The sequence below is a fragment of the Stenotrophomonas sp. GW821-FHT01H02A genome, from assembly GCF_059422145.1.
This window is the reverse complement of the sequence record NZ_JBWKWI010000006.1, coordinates 179,862-204,136: the sequence shown is the minus strand read 5'-3', so window position 1 is coordinate 204,136 and position 24,275 is coordinate 179,862. Positions and strand designations below refer to the sequence as shown.

Below are 24,275 nucleotides of genomic sequence, written 5' to 3'. Positions count from 1 at the left end.
CACCTCTTCTGCACTCCATTCAAGCTCTATCCAGTTAGTTCAACTACAAACTACATTTGTAGTAATTGGCCAACATCGTGGTGCTTCCGCCAAATGGAAGCGCAGCCAGACCACTCGATTGACTGCTGGTTAGCAAAAGCATGATCGCATTGGCGCCCGCACTTGCGGCATTGTCCTTATGCGAATCCACGCACTTGTCCGCAGCTCGGCTTGTTTCGCAAGTCTGCTGAACGACGAACTCACATGCCTCGGACTGCTTTTCCGTGATCACGCGAACCTTGGAGTAATGCAGATACGGCCGCCCGGATGCGATGGCTGCTTCCATCACTTTTTTGGCATCAGTGGCATGTCGGGCGAGCTTTCGGATATTGGAGTTGCTGAGGTCGCTGAGCAGCGGCAAGTACTTCGCATCACCAGAAGCTGCGAGTGCCTTCACATGCCAAGCGATCTCGTCAATGCGCGGTGAGTTCTTATCCAATCCCCCGATGCCCTCGCCAATCATGTCAGCCAGCTGTGCGTTCAGCTTGGCGTTGTTGAGTCCAGAGCCAAATATCTGGCTAGAGGCTTCGCGACGGACGTCCATTGACTGTGAGTCCAGCATCTCCGACAAGCGGAGAGCATCTGAAGACTGTTGTTGGGCTAACGAAGTAAAACTGAAGAAACCAAAGCACAGCCCAAAGATTACCTTCCTCATCCCTTCCCCCTGACATCCAAGCATTGCACGACAATTGCATTCACTTTACTTCACAAGTAAGTCTCACGCATTGGCTCCTGAGCGATGTGCGCGCTGACCAGCGTCGAACGATGAATCGAGTCTTGCGATGGATCACTCCATCACGCGCTGCACATCGATGACGTCCACCCCCGAGACCTGCCCCAGCCAGCCATCGAACCACGGCTTGTGCGAGGCGCCGACGATGGAGAGCACGCGGGAGCCCGGGTGGTCGCGCACGACTTCCAGGATGTTGGCGACCATGCGCAGATTGCGGATCTCCCAGCCCTGCACCCAGATCTGCGGATAGTGCTGCGGTGACACGGCAGCCAGCGTTGGGCGCACGTTGGACTCGGCGAGCACCTGCAGCGCCGCGGGATCGTTGACGCTGCGATATAGCGAGAGCAGGTCGTTGGACGCGATGAAGGCCGCCTCGCGTTCCGTCATGGCATCGAACGTGGGGCCATACCCACTCCACGCCTGCTGGAGCGCCGCGCTGAACGCCTTGCGGTCCGCGATCCTGTGATTGTCACCGGTATGGTCGTCGACCGCGTAAACGCGCTGCAGCCCGAGTCGCGCGGCAAGGACCGCAGCGATCTGGTAGCTCTCGTTCCTGCGCGTTTCGATCTGCTCGAGCAGCTCGACCAGGGTGCCGTCCAGGCCATCGCCTGCCCGTCGCTCGCCCATGGGCAGCTGCAGCCACTGCACGTACGCGGATGCCCGTTCGCCAGCCGCAAGGAACAGCGCGGCCAGTTGGCGACGCTGCGCGGGCGTGGGCGATGCCGGCCAGGTGGCGAGCGTCGTGTTGAGCTGCACGATCGCGGCGGGCACCTCCAGTCCCGTGGCCGTCTTCGCGGTCTCCGTGCTGGCGCAATAATCATCGCCGTAGGCGGCGGCATGGCGCTTGGCCAGGTCGCACTGCTCGCCGTTGATGGCCTCGATGGTGATGTAGCCGGGCTTGAAGGCGGCCAACCTGTCCAGCAACGGATCCAGTGCCTTGGGATCGAAGGCCTCATGTTCGCTGAGGTGGACGCTGCCCAGCACGAGAATCTCCGTGCGTGGGCCGACCATGTCCTTGTCCAGGCTCGCCAGGTCGATCTGCGCCTGGGCGCAGACCGGGATCAGGGCCATCACCCAGGCCGACAACACGCGTTGCTTCATGCATCACCTCTAGAGGGGTCCGTGGCCGCCTTTCTAGCAGGCCGATGCAGGCCGGGCCACGTGCCGGATGGCACGGGGGCCCACGGCAGCCTCCATCGTGGCACCACGAAGTGCGCGCTCTATTCCTTGAGCACGTCCTCTGCATCCACGATATCGACGCCGGACATCTGGGCCAGCCAACCATCGAACCAGGGCTTGTGCGAGGCACCGACGACGGAGAGCACGCGGGAGCCGGGATGGAGGCGAACCACATCCAGCACGTTGGCGACCATGCGCAGATTGCGGATCTCCCACCCTTGCACCCACATCTGCGGATAGTGCTGCACGGACACCGCGGCCAGGGCCGGGCGCACGTTGGACTCGGCCATCACCGCCTGCGTCCGCGGCGCATTGGTGAGGCGGTACAGCGAGAGCATGTCCTTGGCGGTGACGAGGCGCTTCTGCTCGTCAATGACCGGCTGCAGTTGGGACCGGTCTTTGCTCCATGCATCCTGCACCGCCTTTCCGAAGGCCTCGCGATCGGGAATCTGGTGCCTCCCGCCGGTGTAGTCATCGACCGGGTACACGCGCTGGTGCCCCAGTCGCGCCGCCAGGCGGGCGGCAATCTGATAGTCCTCGTTGTTGCGCGTACCGAAATGCTCCAGCATCTCGACCAGGGTCCCATCCAATCCGTCGCCGGCGTGCTGTTCCGCACGGGGCAGCTGCAACCACTGCACGTACGCCGACGCCCGCTCACCGGCGGCCAGGAACACGGCGGCCAGCCTGCGACGCTGCGCAGGTGTGGGCGCCGCTGGCCACACCTTCAATTGCGTGTTGATCTCAGCGATTGCGGAAGGTACATCGAGGCCGGTGGCCGTCTTCGCTTTCTCCGTGCTCGCACAGAAATCCTTGCCATAGACCAACGGGTGGCGCATCGCGAGATCGCACTGCTCGCCACTGAGCGCTTCGATCGTAATGAACGCCGGTTTGAACGCGGCAAGCCTGTCCAATACGGGACCAAGCGATGTGCAGTCGAAATCCCTGTACTCGCTCAGGTGCACGCTGCCCAGCACGAGAATTTCGGTACGAGGGCCGGCCATGTCCTTGTCCAGCGCCGCAAGGTCCACAGCCGCATACGTGACCGCAGGGAGCAGCATTGCCAGGCAGCCGCACAACCGTGAGTAGCGTCGGTTCATCATCCATGACCTGAGATTTGCTTGCCGGCTGTTTTAGCAAGGTGCGGCGACGGCGACACCTGCCGAATGACACGGGGACCAAAGGCGCCGTGCGGGAGTTCTTTCCGGCTTATGGGCGCCGGCACCCATTTCCCGACGCCGCCTACTGCCAAGATAGTCGGCTGTGGATTGCGTTCGCGGACCGTACTAGCCAGGCGCCGTCGCTGCTGCGATGACGCGCGTGCGCATCGCGTCGTCGTTCAATCAGTAGCGCGGCTTGATCGGCTCACTGGCGTCCAGGTAGCCCGCCGCTAGTGCCTTCTCGCAGTCGATATAGCCTGCATTGACGACGCGCCCCTGCGCGTTGAAGGCCACATAGTAGGGCGAGCTGTTGCCGCGGTTGCGCAGCAGGTAGTTGTAGCAGACGCCGTTGATGCCGGGCAGCACCACTGCGTCCAGCGGCCGGCCCGCGGCGCTCAGGACAGACTCGCGCGTCGCCCCCTGCTGCAGCGAACTCATCACGACCGGATTGCCGCGGTCATATTGAAGGACGCTGGGCATGCATCCGGACAGGCCTGCAGCGACACCGCATGCAAGCAGGGCCGCCCTGGTCATGCGGGCGATGCTCATGGCCGGCGTGCGCGTGCTGCCGCCGCGTTGGCGTCGCGGATGCGCTGGTTGCGCGCCTGCTTATCGTAGTCATCCTTTGCCTGCATCACGCCACCGGCGGCCTGGATCCAGCTGCTGGTCGTACAGCCGGACACAAGCAATGTCACGGCAAGCGCTGCCGGGATAATGAGAAACTTCATGATTCAACCTCTCTGAAAGCCAATCGACACGTGGCCGATGGAAAACTGCGCCGCATACCGCCACGCGCACATGAAGCGATGCGCAAAACCGCATCGCGAAATCGGCCAATCCACTAGTGGCGCCGTCAAACGGGGCGGAACGATAGTTGACGCGCACTTAACAAAAACGAAATGCGCTGGATTCTTGTTTTTGTATATTCCTATTTACTGTTCGAGCGCGGAAGCCGTCAGGGCACCTTTCCCGGCCGATTCAGATGTGCATTGCGGGTCGTGAAAATCGAAGTTTCTTTTGAAACTTTCGGTGGCACCACTCGACGCCCACGATTCACCCGCAGCGACGGCGCCGTGTTTTCCAGGACTTCCTCACGACCGTCGGTCGAGGCTGTAAAGATTGACGGGCCTTGACGACATCAACGCGCAGACGAGGCGTGCATTGCTGTCGACGTACACGCGGCACAACTGGCGAACGCCATGTCGCCCGGGCCCAAGCTGGAAGGTGTAGATAGCTGGATCATCACTTCAAGTACCAGCTCTGCCCGGATCGCCGTCTCTGGGTGGATACGCCACCAGAATCAGGCTTGCACGGCGTCGGTTCTCGGCGTCGATCCCTGAGAGACCGCCGACGTCTCCGCGCGGCTCGGCAACACAGCGCTGCTGTGGTCGCGCCGCCTGCTGCATTGGTGGGCCCACCAGGATTCGAACCTGGAACCAAAGGATTATGAGTCCTCTGCTCTAACCGTTGAGCTATAGGCCCTTGCGGCCGCACAGTGTAGTGGAGGCCCGCAGGCGCTTTCCACTGCAACCCTCACATCAGCCGAAGCGCCGCCCCATTTCCTGCACCCGACACGCATTCTCCACCGCCAGCTCACGCAGCACGCTCGAGCGCAGCAGCGCCGAACCCGCCACACGGTGCCAGTAGTCCACCGCCAGCGGCGCTGCCCAGTGCAGGTGCGCGAGCTGGCCGCTGCGCTCCGGCGCGATGGAGGCGAGCGGCGTAGCCACACGCAGCACCCCTGTGCGCGAGGGTGCCAATGACATCGGCAACATGTCATAGGCGGGCGCCAACGGCAGCGGGCCGCGATCAACCAGGTGGAAACCCAGATTGCCCTGATGCATGTCGCTGTTGCCGATCAGCCGGCCGAATGCGTGCAGCCTTCCCATCGCGGCCTGTGCGTCGCGATCGACCCAGCCCTGCATCAGCAGCGCGTCGGCAGCGGTTCCCCAGTCCGCGGTCACGTCACCGACGAAGGCCGAGGACAGCGCCAGCAGCGAGACGAAGCCGCGACGGCCGAGCACGTCGGCGGTGCGGTCGAAGCGCTGCACCTCCAGGAAGGTATGTGTGTCGGTATGGAGGATCTCCGACGCTGCTGCGGGCACGCCCACGTCGCGCAGGCACTGCAGGGCGAGGTGCTCGCAGACCAGCAGGTCCGCCCAGCGCTCGGCGGCCTCGCCTGCGGTGGGCTGCGCGAACTTCACCAGCGCCGCATAGCGCCCTCCCTCATGCTCCACCGTGGCAGTGAACTTCGGTTGCTCGCCACCGGGCGACGATCCGACGTCTTCGCCTTCAAGTGCCGCTGCGGCGCGCTCGGGATAACGACGTGCGCGCTGCCCAGCCAGGACGTGATCGCCTGGCGCATCGAGCGCACGCAACGCCATCTGCACGGCATCGCCGCCCAGCAGGAGATCACCGATCTCGGTGCCGCCTGCACGTACCAGCGCCTGCAGGGTGTCACCCAAGTGCCAGCGATTGAGGTCGTCGGGGATGCCCAGGTCACGCCCGCGACGATGCGCGAACGTACGCCCGAGGAAGCCCTGTGGACGCAGGTCGTCCAGATACCACGGCAGCCCTGGGAAGTGGCCGTCGACGGTCTCGTCGGGCGAACGGGTCAGATTGGGACGTGCGGCGCTGGTCGCCACGTGGAAGGTTTCGCCCGTGAGTGCCACGACCGCGCCCAGTTCTTCGAGGGTGGCATCCGGGCGCAACCGGAACAGCGGCCACTCGCTGCCCGCGGCGGTCTGCTGGCGGACGGCATAGGCCGTGGCGCGGGTGCGGCCCAGTCGCACCACGCGGTCCCCGGCCTCGGCGACAAGACGACTCAACGTTGTCCGGGTAACCCCCAGGCGATCAACGAGATCGGCAGCTGATACGACTTCGCCGGCAGGCAGGTTGTCGAACAGCGTCTGGAGCTGGACGGTACGGGGACGGGCCATGGCCTGAGTTTCAGAACGAATTAAGTTACGAACCTATACGCCAATCTTCGGCGACCCGCAACCTCATGAAACCTCTAAGCCACTGATTGAAAGAACATCGTCTCGGCCATAGCAAAAGCACATCAGCAATTAAGTTACGAAAAAAGCAACAAAATTAACAGAAACAACCTAGCGATCCCCCACCCCCTCGAACAACCGCTCCATCCGCTGCGCCGCCGCCCGGCTCGAGTACACGCCACCCGGGCTGGCCCCGCCGATCGCGCACTGCCCGTTGTCGGTAAGCACCAGCTTCGACCCTTGCAACGAGGCCCGCACTGCGCAGGGTTCCTCGCCCAGGAACAGCTCATCGCCCATCGGTTCGGCGCTGCCGATCAGCGTGCCCTTGCCTTTGCCGCCCGCTGGCAGCATGCGCAGATGCAGCGTGTCGCCCTCGGCCTGGATCTCCAGCACGCGCCCGGCGCTGCCGTCCCACTGCCCCAGCCAGCTGCTGAAGTCGGTGTCGGCCATGTGGCCGGTCTTCATGACACGCTGTTCCGGCGCCCAGCCCACCACCGCTTTGCCGGGTGGCAGAACCTGCACGCAGTAGTAGTCGTTCCAGCGGCTGCCGATCACCAGGCTGCTGCCCGGTTCGACCTCATCGCCGCTGCGGCAGCCGTCCTGCGGCGTGTCCAGGCAGCCGGCGCGCTCACCCACCAGGGCCACGTTGCCGGCATCCACGACGCGGCCGACCGTGAGGTCGGGCTGGGTCTGGAAAAAATCGCCCGCGTTGCAGGCAGGTTGCTGCGGCTCTGCGGCCAGCGCGGTGAGGGGACACAGGGACACTGCAAGCAACCATTTCTTCATCGACATTCCATTGATCCACATACTCGAAGCGACGCGCATCCTACTCCATCCACGCAGGCGCCTGCGCCTGCACGACACGCGACCGCCACCCGCCCCAAAAAACAAACCCCGCTTGCGCGGGGTCTGTCGGGTTTCAACGCGGTGCGCTGGAATCGATCAATCGATATCCAGGAAGCTGCGCAGCTGCTCGGACCGGCTCGGGTGACGCAGCTTGCGCAGCGCCTTGGCTTCGATCTGGCGGATGCGCTCGCGGGTGACGTCGAACTGCTTGCCGACTTCCTCGAGGGTGTGGTCGGTGTTCATGTCGATGCCGAAGCGCATGCGCAGTACCTTGGCTTCCCTCGGGGTGAGGCCGGCCAGCACGTCGCGCACGGTTTCAGACAAGTTGATGTTGGTGGTGTTCTCGATCGGGGACTCCACGTTGGTGTCCTCGATGAAGTCGCCCAGATGGGAATCCTCGTCGTCGCCGATCGGGGTTTCCATCGAGATCGGCTCCTTGGCGATCTTCATCACCTTGCGGATCTTGTCTTCCGGCATGTCCATTTCCTTGGCCAGCTCCTCCGGCGTGGCCTCGCGGCCGTACTGCTGGAGCATCTGGCGGGAAATGCGGTTCAACTTGTTGATCGTTTCGATCATGTGCACCGGGATACGGATGGTGCGCGCCTGATCGGCGATCGAACGGGTGATGGCCTGGCGGATCCACCAGGTCGCATACGTGGAGAACTTGTAACCACGGCGGTATTCGAACTTGTCCACGGCCTTCATCAGGCCGATGTTGCCTTCCTGGATCAGGTCGAGGAACTGCAGGCCGCGGTTGGTGTACTTCTTGGCGATCGAGATGACCAGGCGGAGGTTGGCTTCGACCATTTCCTTCTTGGCCTTGCGTGCGCGCGCTTCACCGTAGGCCATGGCGCGGCTGATTTCCTTCAGCTCGTCCAGTTCCAGCCAGGTGGTCTTCTCGATGTCGATCGTCGCCTGCTGTTCGGCGATGATCTGGTCCTTCACGTCACGCAGGGCCGAGGACCACTTCTGCTTGCGCTTCAGTGCGTCTTCCACCCACTCCAGGTTGGTCTGGTTGCCTTCCCACGAGCGGATGAAGTCCTTGCGCGGCATGCGCGCGATCACCGTCGCCAGGTTCAGCACGCGGCGTTCGTGGGACTTGATCGAGGCCATGACGTCGCGCAGCTGCTTGACCAGCACATCGGTCAGCGGCAACGGCAGCTTCAGGGTCACGAACACGGCAGCCATGTCGTCGCGCAGCTTGGCCAGCGGCTTGCGGTCACCCTTGGCAGCGGCCTTCTTGAACGCGGTGTACGCGTCGCTCAGGGCCTGCATGCGGCGTGCGACTTCTTCCGGATCCGGACCGGTCGGGCCGGCCTCTTCCTCGACGTCGTCGCCGTCGTCATCTTCATCGGCGTCTTCATCAGCCTCTTCGCTGGTGTCTTCGGCCACGGCCGGGGCCGGGACTTCTTCGACCAGGTCGTTGAAGCCGACGATCACTTCGGCCAGGCGCTTCTTGCCTTCCTTGTGCGCGTCGTAGTCGGCCAGCAGCGATTCCACCGATACCGGGAAGGTACCGAGTGCGGCCTGGACCTGGCCCAGACCTTCTTCGATGCGCTTGGCGATGGCGATTTCGCCTTCGCGGGTCAGCAGCTCGACGGTACCCATTTCGCGCATGTACATGCGCACCGGGTCGGTGGTGCGGCCACCTTCGGTGTCGAGCGCGCTCAGCGCGGCGGCGGCTTCTTCGGCCGCGGTGTCATCGACTTCGCGGTTGCCGGTGTTGCCATCGTTGAGCAACAGGGTTTCTGCATCGGGAGCAACTTCATGGACATCAATGCCCATGCCGTTGATCATGCCGATGATATCTTCGATCTGCTCCGGGTCGACGATGTCGTCGGGCAGATGGTCATTGACTTCGGCGTAGGTCAGGTAGCCCTGTTCCAGGCCCTTGCTGATCAGAAGCTTGATGTCGTTTTGCTGGGCAGGACGTTCGTTGGCCATGTAGTGCTCGCGCCACCGGCTGGGAGAGGGAATAGAACCTAGCATTATACCAGCCCGGCGCCCCGCGTTCCCGGGCGGTGGTCCCGGGGGCTAGGGTCTGAGCAGGAAGGTCACGGGACCATCGTTGACCAGGCTGACAACCATATGGGCACCAAACTGCCCGGTTTCCACCCCCGGAGCGTGTTTTTGTCTGCAGATCTCGACCAGTCGATTGAATCCGCGTTCAGCCTCCGCTGGCGGCGCGGCGGTACTGAAGCCCGGCCGCATCCCGCTGGATGTATCGGCCGCCAGGGTGAATTGGCTGACCAGCAGCAGCCCGCCGCCGGTATCGTGCAGGGACCGGTTCATTTTGCCGGTCTCATCGCCAAAGACACGATAACCGAGCAGGCGAGCGGCCATCCGGGCGATCTGCGCCTCGGTATCGCCCGGCTCCATGCCCACCAGGGCCAGCAGGCCCGGCCCGATCTGGCCGACGACGGTGTCCTGGACACGGACGCTGGCTTCGCTGACGCGCTGGATCAGGACACGCATGGACGGGGCTCCGCAACTGAAGGCGGCCTACCTTAACGCGCCCGCGCGCCGACAGGCTGGCCGCCAGCGGCTAGACTTCACGGTGATGAAACCGCACACCACCGCCCGCCTGGCCTACCGCGCCGCTGCCCTGTTCACCCGCCTGCCCTGGTCCTGGCTGCGCGCTTTCGCGACGCTGCTGGCCGGGCTGTGGATCCGTCTCAATGCCCGTGAGAGCCGCGTCACCCGCCGCAACCTCGAATTGGCCTACCCCGAGCTGAGCGACACCGAGCGTGCGGTGCTGCACCGGAACGTGCTGCGCTCCACCGCGCTGCAGGCGATCGAGACCCTGCGCCTGTGGACCCAGCCGCGCGAGCGCAATCTGGCCCGGCTGACCGAGCGCCATGGCGAGGCGCTGTACGACGCCGCCCTGGCCGCCGGCAAGGGCGTGATCGTGGCCGCCCCGCATTACGGCAATTGGGAGCTGCTCAACCAGTGGCTGGCCTCGCGCGGGCCGATCGCGATCGTCTACAAGGCCCCGGATGAAGCGGTGGGCGATGCCTTCCTGCAGCTGGTCCGCGGCGGCGACAACGTCCAGCAGGTCCGGGCCGAGGGCCCGGCCGTGCGCCAGCTGTTCAAGGTGCTCAAGGACGGCGGCGCCACCGGCATCCTGCCCGACCAGCAGCCCAAGGCCGGCGACGGCGTGTTCGCGCCGTTCTTCGGGGTGGAGGCGCTGACCATGACCCTGGTCAACCGGCTGGCCGAGCGCACCGGCGCGACGGTGCTGTACGGCTGGTGCGAGCGGATCGGCCCTGGCATGGAGTTCGCCCTGCACATCGAGGCGGCCCCGCCCAGCGTCGCCGATCCGGACCCGCGAACCGCCGCCAGCGCCCTCAACGCCGGCATCGAGCGCATCGCCCGGCGTGATCCGGCGCAGTATCAGTGGACCTACAAGCGCTATACGCTGCGCCCACCGGAAAGCGGCGAGGACGATCCCTATGCCACCGAGGACCATCCGCACTGACTGCGACGCAGCGTCGCGCCCCTGGTGCGATTGAATCGCCGCGATCCGTCCCCACTGTGGAAACCACGATGTCCCCCACGGCCCCTGCCATGTCCCCTGCTTCTTCCCTGTTCGGCGATCCGGCCGCGATCCGCTGCGAGCGCGCGGTGGCCGAACTGCGTGCCGGCCGCCCGGTGGTGATCGACGATGGCCACGGCCAGCGCCTGGCCTTCATCGCGCTGGACAGCAGCACCCGCACCAGCTTCACCGCCTTCGCTGCCGCCGCGGAAGATCGCCACTACCTGTTCCTCACCGCCACCCGCACCCGCGTGCTCGGGGTCAGTGCCGAACGCGGCGCGCGCGTGCCGCTGGCCGGGATCGACTTCGATGCCCTGCCTTCGCTCAGCTACCTGCGCGATCCCGGCGCGATGCCGCCGGGCTGGACCGGCGGTGAAGCGCTGGACGATGGCGCGGTGGAGATCGCCCGGCTCGGCCTGCTGCTGCCGGCGATGGTCGGGGTGCTGTTGAACCCCGAGGACCGCCGCTTCGATGGCTGCGCCCAGGTCTCGCTGTGCGACCTGAGCCAGGGCGCCGAGCAGGCCGCCCATGCCTATGAGCTGGTGGCCCGCTCGCCGGTGCCGTTGCGCGAGGTCGGCATGACCGAGTTCGCGGTGTTCCGCGGTGGCGTGGCCCAGCGCGACCAGGTCGCGATCATCGTCGGCACCCCGGACCTGTCCGCCGTGGTGCCGGTGCGCGTGCATTCCTCCTGCCTGACCGGCGATCTGTTCGGCTCGCTGAAATGCGACTGCGGCGACCAGCTGCGGCGCGGCCTGCGCAAGCTCAAGGAACTTGGCGGCGGCGTGCTGCTATACCTGGACCAGGAAGGTCGTGGCACCGGCATCGCCGCGAAGATGCGCGCCTACGGTTACCAGCACGATGGGCTGGATACGATCGACGCCGATGCGCAGCTTGGTTTTGGTGCCGACGAGCGCCGGTACGGCAGTGCCGTGGCGATGCTGCAGGGCCTGGGCGTGACCCGCGTGCAACTGCTCAGCAACAACCCCACCAAGGCCCAGCGCCTGCGCAATGCCGGCATCGACGTGGTCGATTGCGTGCCGGTCACCGGCGACATCACCGCCGAGAACGAACAGTACCTGCGCACCAAGGCCGAACGCGCCGGCCACCTGCTCGATGTGGATGCGCTGATCCAGGCCGCGCAATAGCCCACGGCAACCTGCTACCGTCTGCGCCACGGGCGGTTGCACCTGCACGCATGCGCCCGGCCTGTTTCCAGCCGAGCGCCCTGCCTTGCCCGATCTCCTCGACACTCCCGTGCCGCCGCCGTTGCCCGTGGCCCCCGACTGGCAACCCCTGCCGCTGCGTTCGGCCTCGCTGGCCGCCTTCGGCGGTGCGATCGCCGGCGCGCTGCTGATCGGCGGCGTGCTGGGTACGCTCTGGGTGGTGTTCGACCTGCCCGGACGCTGGTGGGGCGCGGCCGGCATGGTGGTACTCGGCGCCCTGCTCGGTGCCGCCCTCGCCTTCCGCCGCCAGCGCCGTACCTATTGGCGGCTTGATGCCCAGGGCCTCGGGCTGCGCCGCGACCTGCTCTGGCAGAACGAAACCCGCGTACCGACCTCGCGCGTGCAGCACCTGGACCTGCGCCGCGGCCCGATCGAGCGCAGCGCCGGGTTGAGCACGCTGGTCGTGCATACCGCCAGCAGCCGCTTCAGCGCGGTCACCCTCAGCGGCCTGGACAGCGCCGACGCCGAGCGCCTGCGCGACACCCTCGCGCACCAGCTGGACCAGGACGACGACGCCCTGTGAGTATTCCGCCGCCGCTTGATGCCGCGCCGGAGCAGCGGCTGCATCCCTGGTCGTGGCTGTTCGTACTGCTGATGCAGCTGCGCCAGGGCCTGGTGCCGTTGATCGCGCTGGTGGTGTTCGGCCAGCGCGGCGACCGCGATGAGTTCTGGTTGTCGATCGGCCCGGTGATCGCCGTGGTGGTGCTGGTGGCGTACTCGGTGCTGCAGTACCTCACTTACCGCTACCGGATCGGGGCGACGGCAATCACGGTGCGCAGCGGCGTGTTCGCGCGCAATCGCCGCGAGATTCCCTTCGCCCGCATCCACAACGTGGTGGTGCACCAGAACCCGTTGCACCGCCTGTTCGGGGTGGCCGAGCTGAAGCTGGAATCGGCCGGCGGCAACCGACCCGAGGCAGAAATGCGGGTGCTCAAGCTGGACCAGGCGCTCGCACTGGAGCGGCTGGTCCGCCAGCGTGGCCAGGCAGCGCCGGCCGCGGCCGGGGGCGAGGCGGCGCTTGCCGAGCCTGCCGAGGACGTGCTGCTGGCGCTGGGCCCCGGCGAGGTCATCCGCATCGGGCTGTTGTCCAACCGCGGCTGGGTCGTGGTGGTGGCGGTGCTGGGTGCGATGCTGCAATTGTTCCCGCGTGGCAGCGTGTCCGATGTGATCGAAGCAGGCGGGCGCCAGGCCTTCGGCTATGCCAGCCACCTGCACCCTGGCATGTGGCTCTGGGCGATTGCCGCAGTGCTGGCCGTGGCCGGTTTCTGGGTGCTGCTGCGGGTGCTCTCGGTGGTGCTCGCGCTGCTGCGCTATTACGGTTTCCGGCTCAGTGAGCACGAGCGTCGGCTGACCGTGGCCAGCGGACTGTTGACGCGCATGCGCACCAGCGTGGCGCGGCGCCGGATCCAGGCCTGGACGCTGCGCGAGACGGCCCTGCAGCGCTGGTTCCAGCGCCGGCAACTGCGCATCGATATCGCGGCCGGCAACCCCGGCGAAGGCGAGCGGCGTGATCTGCGTGAGCTTGCACCGCTGGCCACCCCGGCGGTGTGCGATGGGCTGGTCCAGCATCTGCTGCCACACCTGCAGTGGCCGCCGGCGCGCTGGCAGCCGGTTCAGAGGCGCGGCTGGTGGCGGCTGTGCCTGGGCGCGCTGTGCGTGGTTCCGCTGCTGAGCGCGGGCGCGATCTGGTACGGCGGTCCGTGGGGCGCGCTGTTGCTGCTGTGGTTGCCGTGGTCGGCATTCCGCGCGCACCGGCAGATGGACCGCATCGGCTATCACCTGGATGACAACTACGTGGCCGTGCGTGGCGGCTGGTGGCAGCGCTGGTGGCGCTTTGCAGAGCTGGACAAGCTGCAGGCGCTGCGCCTGACCCGCTCGCCGCTGGACCGCCGGCTGGGCACGGCCAGCGTGTGGCTGGATACCGCCGGCGCGGGCATGGGCACGCCGCTGGTGCTGCAGTACCTGCCGGAGGCCGAAGCACGCGCAGTGTATGAGCAGCTGGGCCGGGCGTTGGCCAAGCGCCGCCTGCGCTGGTAGCCGAGCCTCCACGCACGGCGTGGACCGACCGGATGAACACCGTCCACGCAGGGGGTGCATCCCGGTGCTGTCGGCTGCTCGCCGGCTCGCCTTAACCCGACCGACATCGCCAAGGGTGCTTCAGCGCTTGGCCGGCCCCCAGTACCCGAGATCCTTGCGGATCTGCAGGCCGCGCGTCCACGCGCCGAACGGTTTGCGCTTGAGCGTGCCGAGTTCGCCGGACAGGAAATCCTCGGTCGCGGCGATCACCCGCTCGGAGGAATAGCCATCGCGGAACGGGTGGATGGTATCGGCGTAGCGCCGGATCTCGGCCATCAACGCCGGGGCAGGAGCCAACGCCTGGGCCAGCATCGCGGGCAGCTGCGCAGCGTCGTCGAAATCGATCATGTGCGGCTGCGGAACGCGGTTGCGGAAGGTCACCACCGGTTTGTGCTGCACGATGAACTCGGACACGATCGACGAGGTGTCCGAGACCAGCACATCGGCGGCACGCTGCGCGGCCATCACCTGCTCCGGCTCGATGAAGCGCGCATGCGGACCGGCCAGCGCGCGGTAGCGCTCGAACAGCTCCGGGGCGCACTTGGGGTGCAGGGTCAGCAGCCAGTAGTGCCCGCCGCGCGCGATGTCGGCGGCGATCGGGTCGTACAGGTGTGGCGCCGCGCTCAAGCGCTCGGTGAAGGTCGAGCCGAACAGGATCACCGGGCGGCCCTGCGCCGGCACGCGCAATCCCGCGCTCAGGCCACCGTCATCGCGGAACAGCGGGTCCAGTTTCGGCCAGCCGGTCTCGGCCACCGCGAAATGGCCCTCGCGCGCGGCCAGCTCGCGGAATGGCGTGGTGGTGGCCGGGCCCTGGGTGCAGTACAGGTCGAACAGACCGCGCACCCGGAAGTGGCCGCGGGCACTGTCGCGCTTCTGCACGTTGAAGCCGTGGAAAACCTGCACCTTGGCCCCGGCGATGAACGGCGGCACCCAGTTGGCAGCGCTGAACACCGCGCGCGGGCGCAGCGCCAGCGCCTCTTCCAGACCGACGTTGGGCACGCCGGGCAGCGTCGCGCCGGCAGCGCCATCGGCGAACCAGGCCGACACCGATTGACCGGATGCGTGCAACGCCTGCGCCAGAGGGGCGAGAATGGGCAGCGCATAACGCTCCGTCGCAAACAGCAGGTACTCGGCCATCATGTCCTCCTCGACCGCTCCCACTGAACGGCCTCGCATTTCGGCCTGCATTATCGCGTTCAATGAAGCCGACCGCATCGGCGACTGTCTGGCCTCGCTGGCCTTCTGCGACGAGATCGTGGTGGTTGACTCACACTCCACCGATGCCACGGTGGCGATCGCGACCGCGGCCGGGGCCCGCGTGCTGCAGCGGCCGTTCGATGGCTTCCGCAGCCAGAAGGCGTTCTGCGTCGAGCAGGCGACCCATGACTGGGTGCTGTGCCTGGACGCCGATGAACGCGTCAGCGACGCCCTGCGCGAGGCGATCCTGTCCGCCCAGGGCAAGGGCTTCGCCGGCCACCACGGTTACCGCTTCGCGCGGCTGTCCGAGTATTTCGGCAAGTTCCTCACGCACGGCAACGCCTACCCGGACCGCGTGCTGCGCCTGTTCGACCGCCGCCACGGCGGCTGGCGCGGCAAGCGCGAGATCCATGAGGCGGCCAGCATCGATGGCGCGGTGGGCACCCTGCGCGGCGATCTGATCCATTACCCCTACCGTTCGCTGGAGCAGCAACTGCTCAAGACCCAGCGCTATGCACGGATGATGGCCGAGCACGAGTTCGCGCGCGGCAAGCGCGCCACCCTGCCCAAGCTGATCCTGGCCCCGGCGTGGCGGTTCTGGCGCGGGCTGGTGTTGCGCGGCGGGTTCCGCGATGGCTGGCACGGGCTGGTCTACGCCTATGTCCGCGCCAACTACGTGCGCCAGAAGACCATCATGCTGTGGATGCTGCAGAACGGGCAGCCGGTCGTCGACCCGCCGCGGGATCAGCCCGGGCCCTGAGCCTGAGCCCGCGCCAACGCCAGCCGGCGCGTGTGGCCCTGGACGATCGACAGTCCGGCCAGCAGGCCGACGATGGTCACGTAGAAGCTGGCCGTGATCTGGTGCGCGAACATCGACTGGGTGATGCCGCACAGCACGTAGGTCACCACCACCATGATCCCGGCGGCGGCCGGGCCACGGAAGGTCTGCTCGCCGCTGCGCCGGTGCAGGCCGGTGAACACCCATAGCGGCACGCCGTAGATCGCCAGCAGCAACAGCAGGCCGGGTGCGCCCTGGGTAGCGGCCCACTCGGCCAGATCATTGTGCGCGTGGCCCAGGTGGCAGCGCTGCTCACCCGGATCGTCACGGCACACCGGCAGGCGCTGCATGGCGCTGTCGAAATGGCCGATGCCCACGCCGGTCAGCGGATGGTCGAGGAACGTCTCGTACGCCACCTGCAGCCGTTCCACGCGCGCACCGGCGGAGGAATCGCTGTCACCGCGCTCCATCCGCACCACGTCGTGCTTGAGTTCGGTCAGGCGGACCTGCTCGCGCAGGCTCGGGATGGTCAGGGTCAAGGTGCCGGCGATCGCGACCAGCGCCAGCAGCACGCCCAGGCGTGCGGGGCCGGTGCGCCAGCGCAGGCTCATCGCCATCACCACCAGCAATGCCAGCAGGGCCAGCCAGACCCCGCGGCTGCCGCTGAGCACGATGGTTACGCAGCCGGCGACCATGCCCACGATCACCCACGTCCAGCGATGGTGGGGCCGGCAGAACACCAGCAGCACCATCAGCACCAGCACGATGTCGGCCAGCACGATCGCGTTGGTGCTCAGGTCGGCACGTGGCGCGCCGCCGGCCACCTGCACGATCGACAGCACCATCGTGCCGAGCAGGCCCGCCAGGGCACCCGCCCACAGCCAGCGGATGTCCGGCCGCAGGGCACAGACCCACAGCGCGATCCAGGGAATCACCACGAAGCGGGAGCGATTGTCGATATCGCGCAGCCCCTGCTCGAACAGGTAGATCGAGAGCAGCGCGAAGGCGATCGCCGCCAGCACCAGCCAGGCCAGGGCCTTCACCGGCCGCCCGGCCAGGCCGCGCGCGCGCCACAGGTAATCCGGCGCCAACAACGTGCTCAACAGCAGAAGGATGCCGTACGGCAGCAGGTTCTGCGGCAGGGTCAGCACCAGGGCGGGCATGCAGAACAGGCCCACGGTGGCGATCCAATGCGCCACGCCGGCACGCCCCTGCAACGGCGGCAGGGAGGCGGGCGTGGTCGGCTCGGATGCAGGGGAAAACGTCATTGCCAACCTCGATTGCCACACTCAGGCACGCACGCCCGTGATTGCACAGGACGCGACCGGCGCCCACGGACCTGCGGTACACGCCCGAGGAGGCGGCCAGCATTGCAGAATTCACTCATCGCCGTCGATCCTGTGCAGCGCGCGTTCGCGCTCCTGCTCCTCGGCGCTGGCCACGCAGGGGCCATGGACATCACCGGGCCTTACCAACCACCAACGGCGGCGGTTGGCGACCCCGGCCAGCTCGGCGGTGGTGCGGTCCACGCAGGCCAGCAGCGCATCCTCCTGCACCAGCAGCCACCGCTGCGCCGGACGTTCGGCCTGCCAGGCGACCCCGTCAGCGAGCTGCCGATCCCAGCGGCGATTGAAACCGAATGTCGCCGCATCACGGTCGGCCATCAGCAGATTCTGTTCTTTCCAGGCGACCAGGCCCAGCTCGGCCTCCGGGCCGATGCGCTGGCCGACCTGCTGCATCAGCCCGCGTGCAGAGCTGGAGTCGTTGAACAACGGATAGCCGATCAGGCCGAACGCCACCCAGGCCATGGTCAGTGTCGCCACCACCGCCAGATGGACGCGGCGCGCGCCGGCGATGCACAGGGTCAGCACGGCCCAGCAGCCCAGCGCGACCGCGACCCAGCCCAGGCCGGATGTCACTGCCGTGTCGATGCCGCGGTCGAGGATCAATTTACGCTCGAAGCCCGGCTGCCCGACCAGCATCGAGACGCCGATGCCGAGCAGGCCGGCGGCCAGCAGGGCCACGAAGCCCCCCAGCAGCCACTGGAAGGCCCGCTTGCGCAGCAACCCCGGCAGCAGCGGGGCCAGCGCCAGACAGAACATCGGCAGTGCCGGCAGGATGTAAACGTCACGCTTGCCGTTGGGGATCGAGAAGAACAGCACGATCAGCAGGCACCAGACCAGGGACATCAGGTAGCGCGGATCGCGGCGCTGCAGGCGCCGGCGCCAGGCCGGGAGCGCCCACGGAATCGCCAGGAAGGCCGGGATCCACATCGAGGGCATCGTCCCCAGGAAGTACCACCACGGCTGGTGGTGGTCCCACGACTGGGCATACCGCTTGGCGGTCTGCCGGAACAGGATATCGTCCAGGTAGGCGCGGTACTCGGCCGAACCACTGCTCAGCGCGGTCACCACCATCGGCACCAGCCACAGCGCGATCGCCAGCAGGAAGGCCAGTGGCCCGAGCCAGAAGCGCCCGTCGCGGCTGTGCAGCTTCACCCGCGGCCAGCCCAGTACGGAGGCCACTGCCGCCGGCACGATCATCAGCAGCGCGATCACGCCCACGCCCTTGGTGATCACGCCCAGCCCGGCCGCGAACCAGCCCAGCCACCACCAACGCCACGCCGGGCCACTGAGCAGATGCCGCAACAGGCCGTAGTTGGCCAGGGTGATGAAGAACACCACCAGCGGGTCGATCTGCGCCTTCTTGGACTGGAAGGTGAAGTGCAGCGCGAACAGCAGCGCCCACGCGGCATACAGCCCGACCCGCCGCGTCCACAGGCGGCGCCCAAGGTCGTAGACACAGGCCAGGGTACCCAACGCGGCCAGCAGCGAGGGCAGCAGGAACGCCACGCGCCAATCGCCGATCAGCGAATACAGCGCGGCCTGCGACCACATCAGCATCGGCGGCTTGTCCGAATACAGCTCGGTGCCGCGGTGCGGGAACAACCAGTCCCCGCTTTCCACCATCTGCTTGGCGACCAGCGCGAAGCGGGGCTCGTCGGATGGCCATGGATCACGCATGCCCAGGCCGGCCCCCAGGACGAGCAGGGCCATCAGGGCAAGCAGCCAGAACTCTCGGGATGCGCGGTTTTTAAGCATGGGGCGGGATTCTAGCCGGGTTCGGATCAGCCCTTCTTTAGCAGACGCGCATAGAAGAAACCGTCAGCACCGTCCTCACCGGGCAGGCGCTGGCGCCCGGCCCAGGAATCATGACCATGCACCTCGCCCAGCGGCAGGAAGCCGGCACCGCGGGTGCGCTGCAGGAACGCTTCGACCTGGAACTGGTTTTCATCGCGCAGGATCGAGCATGTCGCATACAGCAACGTGCCACCCGGGGCCAGCATCGTCCAGCACGCATCCAGCAGGCGCGCCTGCAGGGCAGTCAGTGCGTCGATATCGGTCGGCCGCCGATGCACCAGCACGTCCGGCTGGCGGCGGATGATGCCGGTGGCCGAGCAGGGCGCATCCAGCAGGATGGCGTCGAACAGCTGCCCGTCCCACCAGCTCGCCGGATCGGTCGCATCACCCGCCAGCACCTTCGCGTTCTGGCCGACGCCGGTACGCACGAAGGTTTCGCTGATGCGCTTGAGCCGGCGCGGATCGATGTCCAACGCCAGCAGCTGCAGGGTCGGATCGCGTTCCAGCAGATGCGCCGACTTGCCACCTGGTGCAGCGCAGGCATCGAGCACGCGCGCGCCCGGCCGCGGCGCCAGGGCATCGGCGACCTGCTGGGCGGACAGATCCTGTACCGACAGGGCGCCATCGGCGAAGCCGGGCAATGCGGAGACCGCGACCGGCACCGGCAGGCAGATCGCATCGGCACCGAGGGCAGAGGCTTCTGCGGCGATGCCGGCGGCGGCCAGCTGCTGCAGCATCGCCTCGCGGCTGCCGTGCTGGCGGTTGACCCGCAACCACAGCGGCGCGGCCTGCAGGCTGGCGCTGAACACGGCCTCGGCCTCGTCCGGCCAATCCTGTTCGGTCTTCTCGGCCAACCACAGCGGGAAGGCCTCGCGCGCCGGCAGCGGCGGGATGCCCTCGCGCTGGGCACGGCGCAGCAGCGCATTGACCATGCCGGCCTGGCGGTCGCGGCCCATCGCACGCGCGGCGTCCACCGTGGCCGACAGCGCGGCGTGCGCCGGCAGTTCCAGCGCATCGAGCTGGGCGAAGCCGACCAGCAGCAGCGCACGCAGCTCGTCCTCGCGCACGCTCAGCGGCCGTGGCATCCACTGTGCCAGCGCTGCGTCGTAGGCGGCGCGCCGACGCAGCACCGCAAAGCACAGCGCCTCGAGCAGCGCGCGGTCGCGGCTGTCGTCCAGGGTCGGCAAGGCCGTGGCCAGCTCGGCCTTGAGCGAGCGGCCACGGCCGAGCACCTGCGCCAGCACGCGCGCGGCCAGCACGCGGGTGGGCACGCCGGGGGCGTTATGGGCGGTGTACGGGCCTGCGGTTTTGCCGGGACGCGGATGGGTCATCTCAGGCACCCAGGCCGAGGTCGCGACGGGCGTTGAGGTAATCGGCGGCGGTGATCGCCTTGCCGCCCTCACGCTGCAACACGCGCAGGCGCAGCGCGCCCTGGCCGCAGGCGATGTCGATGCCCTCGCGCGAGGCCGCCAGCAAGGTGCCCGGGGCCTTGCCCTGGTTGTCATCGAGCGCGATCGCGCCATGGATGCGCACACGTTCGCCGGCCAGCAACGCTTCGGCGATCGGCCACGGATTGAACGCGCGCACGGTGCGGGCCAGTGCGTGGGCGTCCTGCGCCCAGTCCAGCCGGGCTTCGGCCTTGTCCAGCTTGTGCGCGTAGGTGACCCCAGCCTCGGGCTGCGGCTGCGCGATCGGCTTGATGCCGGCACGCAGCAGGCCCAGGCCATCGGACAGCACCTGCGCACCCAGTTCGGCCAGACGGTCGTGCAGCTGGCCACCGGTATCGTTGGCCTGGATGGCGATGTGCTGCTTGAGCAGCACCGGGCCGGTATCCAGTCCGGCTTCCATCTGCATCAGGCACACGCCGGTCTCCGCATCGCCCGCCTGGATCGCGCGCTGGATCGGCGCGGCGCCGCGCCAGCGCGGCAGCAGCGAAGCGTGGACATTCCAGCAGCCGTGGGTCGGAATGGTCAGCACTGCCTTGGGCAGGATCAGCCCATAGGCCACCACCACCATCAGGTCCGGGGCCAGATCGCGCAGCTGCTGCTGGGCTTCGGGGGTCTTCAGGCTTTCCGGCTGGAACACCGGGATGCCGCGTGCGATCGCTTCGAGCTTGACCGGCGACGGTGCCAGCCCGCGGCCACGGCCGGCGGGGCGATCGGGCTGCGTGTACACCGCGACCACTTCATGGTGGCGGGCGGCGGCACGCAGCGAGGACACGGCGAACTCCGGCGTACCGGCAAAGACAATCTTCATGGCGACCCCACTAACAGAAAGTAAAACGGCGCCGGTGTCCGGCGCCGCGCAACAGGACCCGTCGCGCGGTCGATCCGCGCGGCGGTCTCTGCCCTCACCTCAGGCAACGTGCTTGCGCTGCTTGGCCAGCTTCTTGCGCACCATCTCGCGCTTGAGCGGCGAGAGGTAGTCGATGAACAGCTTGCCGTCCAGGTGGTCCATCTCGTGCTGCACGCACACGGCAAGCACGCCGTCGGTGGTCAGTTCCTGGGCGACGCCGTGGCGGTCCAGGTAACGCACGGTGATCTGGTTGGCGCGGGTGACATCGGCAAAGATGCCCGGCACCGACAGGCAACCTTCCTGGTAGACCTGGCCACCTTCGTTGGCGACGATCTCAGGATTGATGAACACCATCGGGGTGTCCTTCTCCTCACTGACGTCGATCACCATGAAGCGCTTGTGCACGTCGACCTGGCTGGCGGCCAGGCCGATGCCCGGGGCGTCGTACATGGTGTGGAACATGTCGTCGATCAGGGTCTGGAACGCCGGCGTGGTCACGTCGGCGGCATCGATCAACGCAGCCTTGGTACGCAGGCGCGGATCGGGAAATTCGAGAATGGGCAGGAGGGCCATGGCAAATACCGGTAGGGGGCGCCGGTCGAAGCGGCGTACAGGGCGATTCTATCGCCAACGCTTGCCCCGCGCCCCGGTTTCTGGACTATAGTGCGCGAACCTGTTGGGGAATCAGGCACCACATCTATGTTTGAACGAACTCGTACGGTCGTCGCCGTGGCGATGCTGACCGTCGCTACCTATGCTACCGCCGTGGAAATGAATGGCGGGCACCCGGATACCTATGTCGTGCGCAAGGGGGACACGCTGTGGGACATCTCGGCGCGCTTCCTGCAGAAGCCCTGGCTGTGGCCGGAGATCTGGCAGGCCAACCCGCAGGTCAAGAATCCGCACCTGATCTACCCGGGTGACGTGCTGAGCCTGGCCTATCTGGACCGCGTCGTGGCCCAGCCCGGCCCGCGCCAGGAGGCCCCGATCAACGGCGTCCCGCTGGAGCAGGTCGAGCCCTTCCTGAAGCAGCTGAGCGTGGTCGACGAGGTCAAGTCGCTGCCTTATGTGGTCAATCTGGAAGACAACCGCCTGCGTGCCACCACCGGCCAGACCGCCTACGTGCGGGGCCTGGAGAACGCCAAGGTGGGCCAGCGCTACGCCGTGGTCCGCCCGACCGTGCAGTACGCCCTGCCCAAGCCGACCGAAGACCTGAACGCCCGCGGCGAGACCACGCCGGGCAGTGGCAACGTCTGGAAAATCTTCGTCGTGCCGAGCAAGCGCCACCAGACGCTGGGCTACGAACTGGCCCAGATCAACGTGGGCACGGTGAGCCGTGTGCAGAGCGGCAATGTCGAGGTGACCTCGCTGGTGCTGCAGGGCCAGGTCGACGGCCGTGAAGTCCGCGCCGGCGACCGCTTGGTCCCGGTCGAGGCCCGCCCCTACGACCTGCAGTTCATTCCGCATGTGCCGGCGCCACAGATCGCCGATCTGGACGTCCGCGTGCTGGCCGTGGCCGATACCTTCACCGCGGGCGGTCCGCGCGATGTGATCGCGATCTCCGCCGGCAGTGCCAACGGGGTCGACAACGGCACGGTGTTCTCGCTGTGGCGCCAGGGCCGTCACGTCGCCCACCGCATGGAGTATCCGAACTCGTCGCGGATGGACGATTCGTTGACCAGCGGCGCCGGCCGGGTCACCCTGCCGGACGAGTACGCTGCCCACGCGATGGTGTTCCGCACCTTCGAGAACGTCAGCTACGCGCTGGTGATGGAAGGGATCAAGCCGGTCAAGGTCGGCTATTCGGCACTGCATCCCGATAAGCAGTAAGCGCGGCAGAGTCCTACCCTGCCCTCCGACGGCGCCCTAGGGCGCCGTCGTCGTCTGCGTCCCAAGGTAGCGGGATGCCCATTGCCTGCCCTGCCTCCGCCACGGCCCTGCTCACCGTTGTCCTCGCTGGCGGAGCCCTGCCACCGCGGTTGCGCCTGCTGCGCCAGTTTCCGGACGCCGCGGCCGCTTTGCGGGCCGGCCCAAGCGCCTGGCGCGCGGCCGGCTGCACCCCGGCGCAACGGGCCCGGCTGGCACTCCCGGATGCCGGCTACCTGGCACATGCGCTGGCGTGGCTGGCGGCTCCCCGCCATCACCTGCTCGGCCTGGCCGATCCTGACTACCCGGCCCTGCTGGCCCAGATCGATGAACCGCCGCTGGCCTTGTTCGTGGAGGGGGACCCCGCGCGGCTCTGGCACCCCGCAGTGGCGGTGGTCGGCAGCCGCTCGCCGAGCCCGGCTGGCCGCGAGCACGCGCGCGCCTTCGCCACGGCCCTGGCCGCGGCGGGCTGGTCGGTCGTCAGCGGCCTGGCCACCGGCGTCGACGCCCAGGCCCACGACGGCGCCTTGCAGGTCAGTGCCGGAATGACCGTGGCGGTGGTCGCCACCGGGCTGGACCAGACCTATCCGACCCACCACGCAGCCCTGCATGCACGGATTGCCGCGATCGGGGCGGTGGTCAGCGAGTACCCGCCCGGGATGCCGGCGGTCCAGGCCCACTTTCCGGCACGCAACCGGATCATCGCCGGGCTCAGCCTCGGCACCCTGGTGATCGAGGCGGCGCAGCGCTCGGGCGCCCTGATCACCGCGCGCTGCGCCGCCGAGGCCGGGCGCGAGGTGTTTGCCCTGCCCGGTTCGATCCGCAACCCACGGGCCCGCGGCTGTCACCGGCTGATCCGGCAGGGCGCGGCCCTGGTGGAGGAGCCGGCCGAGGTGACCGCCAGCCTGGCGGCCCTGGCCCAGACCCTGGCCGGGGCCTTGCGAACCCGGCTGGACGCCCCCACTGAACAGGCACGACCGGCGCCTGGGTGCGCCCCTTCCTACACCGACCCGGACTACCAGTGCTTGTGGAAAGCCCTGGATCACGACCCAACGGGTATGGATTCATTGATCCAGCGCAGCGGATTGACGGCGGCCCAGCTGTCGGCCATGCTGCTGGTCATGGAACTGGATGGAAAGGTAATGGCCGCCCATGGTCGCTACTGTCGAAAACCCTAGTTTCTTCACCTCCACAGCGTCGTTGACGCAGGCCGAG

At 67.3% G+C, this 24,275-nt stretch carries 22 protein-coding genes and 1 tRNA gene; 7 read left to right on the top strand and 16 right to left on the bottom strand.

What is annotated here, in order from left to right:
* Positions 1–43: 43 nt before the first annotated feature.
* The 10 genes from AC07WC_RS11390 to dtd form a co-directional block, all read right to left on the bottom strand.
* A complete protein-coding gene (locus tag AC07WC_RS11390) occupies positions 44–583 on the bottom strand; it encodes a hypothetical protein (protein WP_495210088.1) in 540 nt (179 codons plus the stop codon).
* Positions 584–826: 243 nt separating this feature from the next.
* Positions 827–1,873 (bottom strand): DUF5694 domain-containing protein, encoded by a 1,047-nt coding sequence (locus AC07WC_RS11385; RefSeq protein WP_495210087.1) that lies wholly within the window; start codon positions 1,871–1,873, stop codon positions 827–829.
* Positions 1,874–1,992: 119 nt separating this feature from the next.
* Complete coding sequence (locus AC07WC_RS11380) at positions 1,993–3,048, bottom strand: DUF5694 domain-containing protein (RefSeq protein ID WP_495210086.1); 1,056 nt, start codon at positions 3,046–3,048, stop codon at positions 1,993–1,995.
* A gap of 243 nt (positions 3,049–3,291) precedes the next feature.
* Positions 3,292–3,588, bottom strand: coding sequence for a hypothetical protein (locus AC07WC_RS11375; RefSeq protein WP_495210085.1), 297 nt, complete (start codon positions 3,586–3,588; stop codon positions 3,292–3,294).
* 65 nt (positions 3,589–3,653) lie between these two features.
* Positions 3,654–3,836, bottom strand: coding sequence for a hypothetical protein (locus AC07WC_RS11370; protein ID WP_495210084.1), 183 nt, complete (start codon positions 3,834–3,836; stop codon positions 3,654–3,656).
* Positions 3,837–4,514: 678 nt separating this feature from the next.
* Positions 4,515–4,590 (bottom strand) — tRNA-Ile (locus AC07WC_RS11365).
* A gap of 56 nt (positions 4,591–4,646) precedes the next feature.
* On the bottom strand, positions 4,647–6,047 hold the full coding sequence (gene yjjJ, locus AC07WC_RS11360) for a type II toxin-antitoxin system HipA family toxin YjjJ (protein WP_495210083.1): 1,401 nt from the start codon (positions 6,045–6,047) through the stop codon (positions 4,647–4,649).
* Between the two features lie 168 nt (positions 6,048–6,215).
* Positions 6,216–6,869 carry a hypothetical protein gene (locus tag AC07WC_RS11355; protein ID WP_495210082.1) on the bottom strand — a complete coding sequence of 218 codons (654 nt, stop codon included), beginning with the start codon at positions 6,867–6,869 and terminating at the stop codon, positions 6,216–6,218.
* Positions 6,870–7,046: 177 nt separating this feature from the next.
* Positions 7,047–8,894, bottom strand: coding sequence for an RNA polymerase sigma factor RpoD (rpoD, locus tag AC07WC_RS11350; protein WP_495210081.1), 1,848 nt, complete (start codon positions 8,892–8,894; stop codon positions 7,047–7,049).
* A gap of 90 nt (positions 8,895–8,984) precedes the next feature.
* Positions 8,985–9,425 carry a D-aminoacyl-tRNA deacylase gene (dtd, locus tag AC07WC_RS11345; protein ID WP_495210080.1) on the bottom strand — a complete coding sequence of 147 codons (441 nt, stop codon included), beginning with the start codon at positions 9,423–9,425 and terminating at the stop codon, positions 8,985–8,987.
* Positions 9,426–9,510: 85 nt separating this feature from the next.
* On the opposite strand from dtd, the gene AC07WC_RS11340 reads away from it, so the two are divergent.
* The 4 genes from AC07WC_RS11340 (at position 9,511) to AC07WC_RS11325 (ending at position 13,745) form a co-directional block, all read left to right on the top strand.
* Entirely contained in the window at positions 9,511–10,428 is a 918-nt protein-coding gene (locus AC07WC_RS11340; RefSeq protein ID WP_495210079.1) for a lauroyl acyltransferase, read from the top strand.
* A 68-nt stretch (positions 10,429–10,496) separates the two neighbouring features.
* On the top strand, positions 10,497–11,630 hold the full coding sequence (ribA, locus tag AC07WC_RS11335; protein ID WP_495210078.1) for a GTP cyclohydrolase II RibA: 1,134 nt from the start codon (positions 10,497–10,499) through the stop codon (positions 11,628–11,630).
* Positions 11,631–11,715: 85 nt separating this feature from the next.
* Positions 11,716–12,231, top strand: a complete 516-nt coding sequence (locus AC07WC_RS11330) for a PH domain-containing protein (RefSeq protein ID WP_495210077.1) — start codon at positions 11,716–11,718, stop codon at positions 12,229–12,231.
* Positions 12,228–13,745, top strand: coding sequence for a PH domain-containing protein (locus tag AC07WC_RS11325; RefSeq protein ID WP_495210076.1), 1,518 nt, complete (start codon positions 12,228–12,230; stop codon positions 13,743–13,745). Before AC07WC_RS11330 ends, AC07WC_RS11325 begins: the two co-directional genes overlap by 4 nt.
* A 120-nt stretch (positions 13,746–13,865) precedes the next feature.
* On the opposite strand, the gene AC07WC_RS11320 is transcribed toward AC07WC_RS11325, so the two are convergent.
* Positions 13,866–14,924 carry a CDP-glycerol glycerophosphotransferase family protein gene (locus tag AC07WC_RS11320; protein WP_495210149.1) on the bottom strand — a complete coding sequence of 353 codons (1,059 nt, stop codon included), beginning with the start codon at positions 14,922–14,924 and terminating at the stop codon, positions 13,866–13,868.
* Here AC07WC_RS11320 and AC07WC_RS11315 point away from each other — a divergent pair.
* Entirely contained in the window at positions 14,923–15,741 is an 819-nt protein-coding gene (locus AC07WC_RS11315) for a glycosyltransferase family 2 protein (protein WP_495210075.1), read from the top strand. The genes AC07WC_RS11320 and AC07WC_RS11315 overlap by 2 nt on opposite strands.
* Here AC07WC_RS11315 and AC07WC_RS11310 read toward each other — a convergent pair.
* From AC07WC_RS11310 to def, 5 genes are all read right to left on the bottom strand, one after another.
* Positions 15,726–17,027, bottom strand: coding sequence for an O-antigen ligase family protein (locus AC07WC_RS11310; RefSeq protein WP_495210074.1), 1,302 nt, complete (start codon positions 17,025–17,027; stop codon positions 15,726–15,728). The two genes, AC07WC_RS11315 and AC07WC_RS11310, sit on opposite strands and share 16 nt — an antisense overlap.
* Positions 17,028–17,138: 111 nt before the next feature.
* A complete protein-coding gene (locus AC07WC_RS11305; protein WP_495210073.1) occupies positions 17,139–18,860 on the bottom strand; it encodes an ArnT family glycosyltransferase in 1,722 nt (573 codons plus the stop codon).
* 26 nt (positions 18,861–18,886) lie between these two features.
* Positions 18,887–20,230: a 16S rRNA (cytosine(967)-C(5))-methyltransferase RsmB gene (gene rsmB, locus AC07WC_RS11300; protein ID WP_495210072.1), complete on the bottom strand. Its 1,344-nt coding sequence runs from the start codon at positions 20,228–20,230 to the stop codon at positions 18,887–18,889.
* Position 20,231: 1 nt separating this feature from the next.
* Positions 20,232–21,155: a methionyl-tRNA formyltransferase gene (fmt, locus tag AC07WC_RS11295; RefSeq protein WP_495210071.1), complete on the bottom strand. Its 924-nt coding sequence runs from the start codon at positions 21,153–21,155 to the stop codon at positions 20,232–20,234.
* A 99-nt stretch (positions 21,156–21,254) separates the two neighbouring features.
* On the bottom strand, positions 21,255–21,767 hold the full coding sequence (gene def, locus AC07WC_RS11290) for a peptide deformylase (protein ID WP_121040274.1): 513 nt from the start codon (positions 21,765–21,767) through the stop codon (positions 21,255–21,257).
* Positions 21,768–21,893: 126 nt separating this feature from the next.
* Here def and AC07WC_RS11285 point away from each other — a divergent pair, with 126 nt between their 5' ends.
* Together AC07WC_RS11285 and dprA are read left to right on the top strand one after the other, a co-directional pair.
* A complete protein-coding gene (locus AC07WC_RS11285) occupies positions 21,894–23,024 on the top strand; it encodes a LysM peptidoglycan-binding domain-containing protein (RefSeq protein WP_495210070.1) in 1,131 nt (376 codons plus the stop codon).
* A gap of 74 nt (positions 23,025–23,098) precedes the next feature.
* The gene (gene dprA, locus AC07WC_RS11280; protein WP_495210069.1) at positions 23,099–24,238 is read left to right on the top strand and encodes a DNA-processing protein DprA; all 1,140 of its coding nucleotides are present in this window, start codon (positions 23,099–23,101) and stop codon (positions 24,236–24,238) included.
* Positions 24,239–24,275: the final 37 nt, after the last annotated feature.